General features: G+C 43.6%; 4 protein-coding genes. 2 read left to right on the plus strand and 2 right to left on the minus strand.

Translation table 11 applies throughout. The features are described from left to right. Positions 1–614 (minus strand): AbiJ-NTD4 domain-containing protein (locus ACZOWY_RS11655; RefSeq protein ID WP_484398377.1); only part of this gene is annotated, 614 nt, incomplete at its 3' end. Positions 615–794: 180 nt separating this feature from the next. Further along, positions 795–1322, minus strand: a complete 528-nt coding sequence (locus ACZOWY_RS11660) for a hypothetical protein (RefSeq protein WP_484398382.1) — start codon at positions 1320–1322, stop codon at positions 795–797. 376 nt (positions 1323–1698) lie between these two features. Here ACZOWY_RS11660 and ACZOWY_RS11665 point away from each other — a divergent pair, with 376 nt between their 5' ends. Together ACZOWY_RS11665 and ACZOWY_RS11670 are read left to right on the plus strand one after the other, a co-directional pair. After that, complete coding sequence (locus ACZOWY_RS11665) at positions 1699–3201, plus strand: nucleotide sugar dehydrogenase (RefSeq protein WP_484398388.1); 1503 nt, start codon at positions 1699–1701, stop codon at positions 3199–3201. Positions 3202–3203: 2 nt separating this feature from the next. After that, complete coding sequence (locus ACZOWY_RS11670) at positions 3204–4289, plus strand: NAD-dependent epimerase/dehydratase family protein (protein ID WP_484398393.1); 1086 nt, start codon at positions 3204–3206, stop codon at positions 4287–4289. Positions 4290–4935: the final 646 nt, after the last annotated feature.

The following is a 4935-nucleotide window of genomic DNA, read 5'->3' on the forward strand; positions in this document are numbered from 1 at the left end:
CTATGATGAAGAATTAGGGCCTCCCGTAAAAGATTCTTAGCACCCGGCTCTTTGATAGATAAAACTTTATCAACAACTTCTGGAGTGGCAACATCATTGGGAATGACTCTTTCAACCTCACCGCTTGCGGACAAGTGGTATAGAAGTCCTGTTTTCAAAAAGCAAGAATTAATGTCAGTTAGAAATTCTATCATGACGGCTCTCGAAGACTTCTTAAACAGATGATAATGATTAAAAAATTGATGGTATTCGTTTTTGTTAATATCATAAATATTTTGATACATAAACTCTATGAAATCCAGTAAAGCATATTGATTGTATTCATCAACGTGTTGCCCTGCATCGAATATATTAGTCACTACCCTCGGCGCTTCAATCAATCCATAACTACTTATGTACAAGTCCGGGATCTCATATTTCATTTCTGCTGCAAGACGATATTTGTCAAGCCCGCAGCAACCAAATCCATCCTCACATTCTTCCGGGTACAGCCAAGCAATGTTATCGTAATACTTTTCACAACACCCTAAAATAACTAAATATTTACTGGGGTCAATATCATATGTTTGTTTTATTGGTTTCCTCATTCCGTGTCTTTCTGTGAAATAATTCAAGTGAACAACCTCCTACTTTTTATTACACACCAAAATATCTACGGTTTTTTCTCTTGGGCTGCCCAAGCAATGTCTTATTAGGAGTTTACGCCTCGTGAAAACGATACAATCCTCTTTTTCATTTTACAATTCAGCATGCTGGGATTCCATTTCCTGCCTTTTAAGCAAGTTTCCGTCTAATCACTTCCGCTTAAACTCGCTTTCTATCCTCAAACCGCATTTTTCCGGTTTTTTATCCACATCAATTATAATCATATAACCAAAATAATAATTATACCCATATTTGTCGCTAACGAGGTCCTGCAATCTTTGCTTATCAGCATTCAGCCCAGTTTTATTGCGGGATTTCTTCATCTCTATGCAAATAAGATTTCCGTCTTCGTAACCGGAGAGCCCTCTTTTGTGAGCGATAAGATCTACAACAATGATCTTATTATGCAACATTTTGGGATCACCTATACTTCGGTTATATTCCACATCGACACTGTATTGGAAAAAACCTTGCCTGTACAGTTCCTGTTCCAGATAACCGGAAAACTTTGCACATATGCATCTTTCACTGACATTTTGTATAAGCAAATACAGTTCACTGTTATTGAAGTTATCAATGGCAGACTGCACAATGCCCGGTACCGTAACGCTATCAGAGCAATGATTTATACAAAACATATCACCGTTACCGTCTGAAAAAGATTTGATTGTACTCATTTGCCCCTCTTTCTTTCGTCATGTAATCAATTGTGAATATATGTTCTAATATAATTTTAACATATTCACCATAAAATCAAAAATAATAAATCGTTAAATTTTTGTAAAAAAGGTAATTGTATTATGCAATAAACAATTCTTTGTTACCATTGAAAACAAAATTTGTTAAATTATAATTAATAATCATTTTCGCATTCTTTATAATCATACATTTTATCTGTTGACTACATATAGTAATAATGCTATAATACCTGCGTATTGTTACTGGAATTTGCGGAAACGAAACAGTTATTTAAAACAACAATTTCGCTTCGTACATTGCATTACCAAATTTCTTACAAATTCTAACACACCTGATCAAGGAGGCACTACACCTATGAAAAAACTTTCCCTTCAACTGCTTTCGGAAACCGTTGTTGCCAAACGCAAGGCCCTGAACCTGACCCAGACGCAGGTTGCAGAAAAAGCCAACATGAACCGTTCCATGCTGAGCAAGCTGGAATCGCAGGAATATACCCCCTCCATCGAACAGCTGCAGGCGCTGGCGGAAGTACTAAACTTTGAGCCCACTGATATGTTTACAGAAGAAACGGAACCCCTGCCCGCACCGGAACGCAGCTATAAAATCGCGGTAGCCGGCACCGGCTATGTAGGTCTGTCGCTGGCCGTACTGCTGGCACAGCACAACGATGTGACGGCGGTCGATATTATTCCTGAAAAAGTAGAAACATTAAATCACTTCATCTCCCCGATCCAGGATGAGTATATTGAAAAGTATCTGGCCGAGGCCAAGGAAGGAAAACGGATTCTTAATCTAAAAGCCACCCTGGACGGGGCTGCAGCCTATAAAGACGCGGATTTCATCATCGTCTCCGCCCCTACCAACTATGACCCGAAGCAGAACTTCTTTGACTGCTCCGCGGTTGAAGCCGTGCTGAAACTGGTGAAAGAAAGCACCAAAGACAGAAAGGTGAAACCCACGGTCGTCATCAAATCCACCATCCCCGTAGGGTACACCAAACATGTGCGGGAAAAGATGAAGATGGACAATATTATTTTCAGCCCGGAATTCCTTCGGGAATCCAAAGCCCTCTACGATAACCTCTACCCCAGCCGCATCATCGTCGGCACAGACGAAATCACAAAAATGGAAGCCAGAATCTTTGCCTCCCTTCTGCAGCAGGGCGCTATTAAAAACCCGGTCGATGTGCTGTTCATGGGCCTGACGGAAGCGGAAGCCACCAAACTGTTTGTCAACACCTATCTGGCCCTGCGCGTATCCTATTTCAACGAACTGGATACCTATGCGGAAGTAAAAGGCCTGGATACCGCCGCCATCATCAAAGGCATCTCGCTGGATCCCCGGGTGGGCGATTATTATAATAACCCCTCCTTCGGCTACGGCGGCTACTGCCTGCCCAAAGATACCAAGCAGCTGCTGGCCAACTATCAGGACGTACCGGAGAACCTGATCAAGGCCATTGTAGAAAGCAACCGTACCCGGAAGGATTATATTGCGGACAAGGTACTGGAAATCGCCGGTGCCTATGGTAACAGCGAGGATTACTCCTCAGAAAAGGAGAGCCGGCAGAAAGAGATTGTAGTGGGTGTATACCGGCTTACCATGAAGGCCAATTCCGATAACTTCCGGCACTCTTCCATCCAGGGCATCATGAAGCGGATCAAGGCCAAAGGCGCTACCGTTGTGATCTATGAGCCCACCCTGGAAAACGGCAGCACGTTCTTTGGCAGCAAAGTAGTAAATAATATTAAGAAGTTTAAGTCCATGTGCGGCTGCATTATTGCCAACCGGTACGACGCGGCGCTGGATGATGTACAGGATAAGGTTTATACCAGAGATTTGTTCAGGAGAGATTAATTATGGGAAAGGTATGTGTAGAACTTAATAACAAAACTATTTTAGTTACCGGATCCCCCGGCTTCATCGGCGCCAACCTGGTGCTGCGGCTGTTGAAAGAGATGACTTCCGGTACGATCATCAGCTTCGACAGCATGAATGACTATTACGACCCGAAGCTGAAGGAGTATCGGCTGGGGTTGATTGAAGAAGCCACAGCTGCTGCCGCGGCAGCCGGTTCCAAAGTCAAGCACATTTTCATCAAAGGCAACCTGGCAGATAAAGCGCTCATCGAAGAAATCTTTACAAAATACCAGCCTGCCATAGCAGTAAATCTCGCTGCCCAGGCAGGCGTGCGCTATTCCATCGACCATCCAGATACTTATATTGAAAGCAACATCATAGGCTTCTACAACATTCTGGAAGCCTGCCGTCATCATACAGTAGAACACCTGGTATATGCTTCTTCCAGTTCTGTGTACGGTGGCAACAAAAAGATTCCTTTCAGCATTGAGGACAAGGTGGACAATCCCGTTTCCCTGTACGCGGCCACAAAAAAAAGCAATGAACTGCTGGCTCATTGCTATTCCAAACTTTATAACATCCCCTCCACGGGGCTGCGTTTCTTCACAGTATACGGGCCTGCAGGACGTCCGGATATGTTCTACTACTCTGCTACCCAGAAACTTGCGGCAGACAAAACTATTCAGATTTTCAATTATGGAAACTGCAAACGTGATTTTACTTATATCGACGACATTGTGGAGGGCGTGCTGCGGGTGATGCAAGGCGCGCCGGAAAAACGCACCGGCGAAGACGGGCTCCCCCTCCCTCCTTATGCAGTGTATAACATCGGCGGCGGCACTCCGGAAAACCTGCTGGATTATGTCAGCACCTTGCAGGAAGAATTAGTACGGGCCAACGTCTTGCCGGAAAATTACGACTTCGAAGGGCACCGTGAACTAGTCGGCATGCAGCCCGGCGACGTTCCCATCACCTATGCGGACAGCAAAGCCCTGGAAGAGGATTACGGCTTCCGGCCCACCATTGACATCCGTACCGGATTGAGGAAGTTTGCAGAATGGTACAAAGATTATTATAACGCATAATCGCTTCCACCCCTTCAAGGGGTGGTTCGCTTAGCCCTATAAGGGCCCAACACAGGCCAGCGCCTAAATGACGCTGGCTTTCACTTTGTTCAAGCCGCAGTGGTATGACTACTTGCTACCCTTAAAAGGGTCTTCGTATTCTTTACTGAATAACGAATCTTCCATTTGATCCATTTCTTATTCACAGCAAACCTCTGCGGTGTTTCCAGCTTTGTCAAAAATCCTTCAATTTATCCTCTTACTCTTCTATAAACTTGGTTTAGAAAGTACAACAATGCAAACACAAAGGGGTTTTTAAACCTTGCCAGTAATACTGTAAACTGTAAATGTAATGGCCAACCTCTCATTTCAGAATAAGTCAAGTTGTTTTTCGCAAAACTCTTCATTTCTTCCAAAAAAGAATCTCGTGTTCTAATTTCTTGTCGTGTATTCGCATAACACCAACGCCAGGTTCGCGCAATTGCAACGGCACACTTATATCGTAGCTTTTTAACTATTATTTGATCTGTCTTAAAGTAATTGTCAGCCAAAAAATAATCAAATCTCGATTCTTAATATATGAGTAGAGGCTTTCACAGTCTCTGCTCTTTCTTTATGATGAAGGTGATTGGCCTGACGTAATTCCCGATTGGGACACCACGCCCGA

Source organism: Succiniclasticum sp. (assembly GCF_056977735.1).

What these genes read in the sequence shown, in the direction of transcription:
- ACZOWY_RS11660 (WP_484398382.1), bottom strand. Translation starts at nt 1,322, where the DNA reads ATGAGTACAATCAAATCTTTTTCAGACGGTAACGGTGATATGTTTTGT.
- ACZOWY_RS11665 (WP_484398388.1), top strand. Translation starts at nt 1,699, where the DNA reads ATGAAAAAACTTTCCCTTCAACTGCTTTCGGAAACCGTTGTTGCCAAA.
- ACZOWY_RS11670 (WP_484398393.1), top strand. Translation starts at nt 3,204, where the DNA reads ATGGGAAAGGTATGTGTAGAACTTAATAACAAAACTATTTTAGTTACC.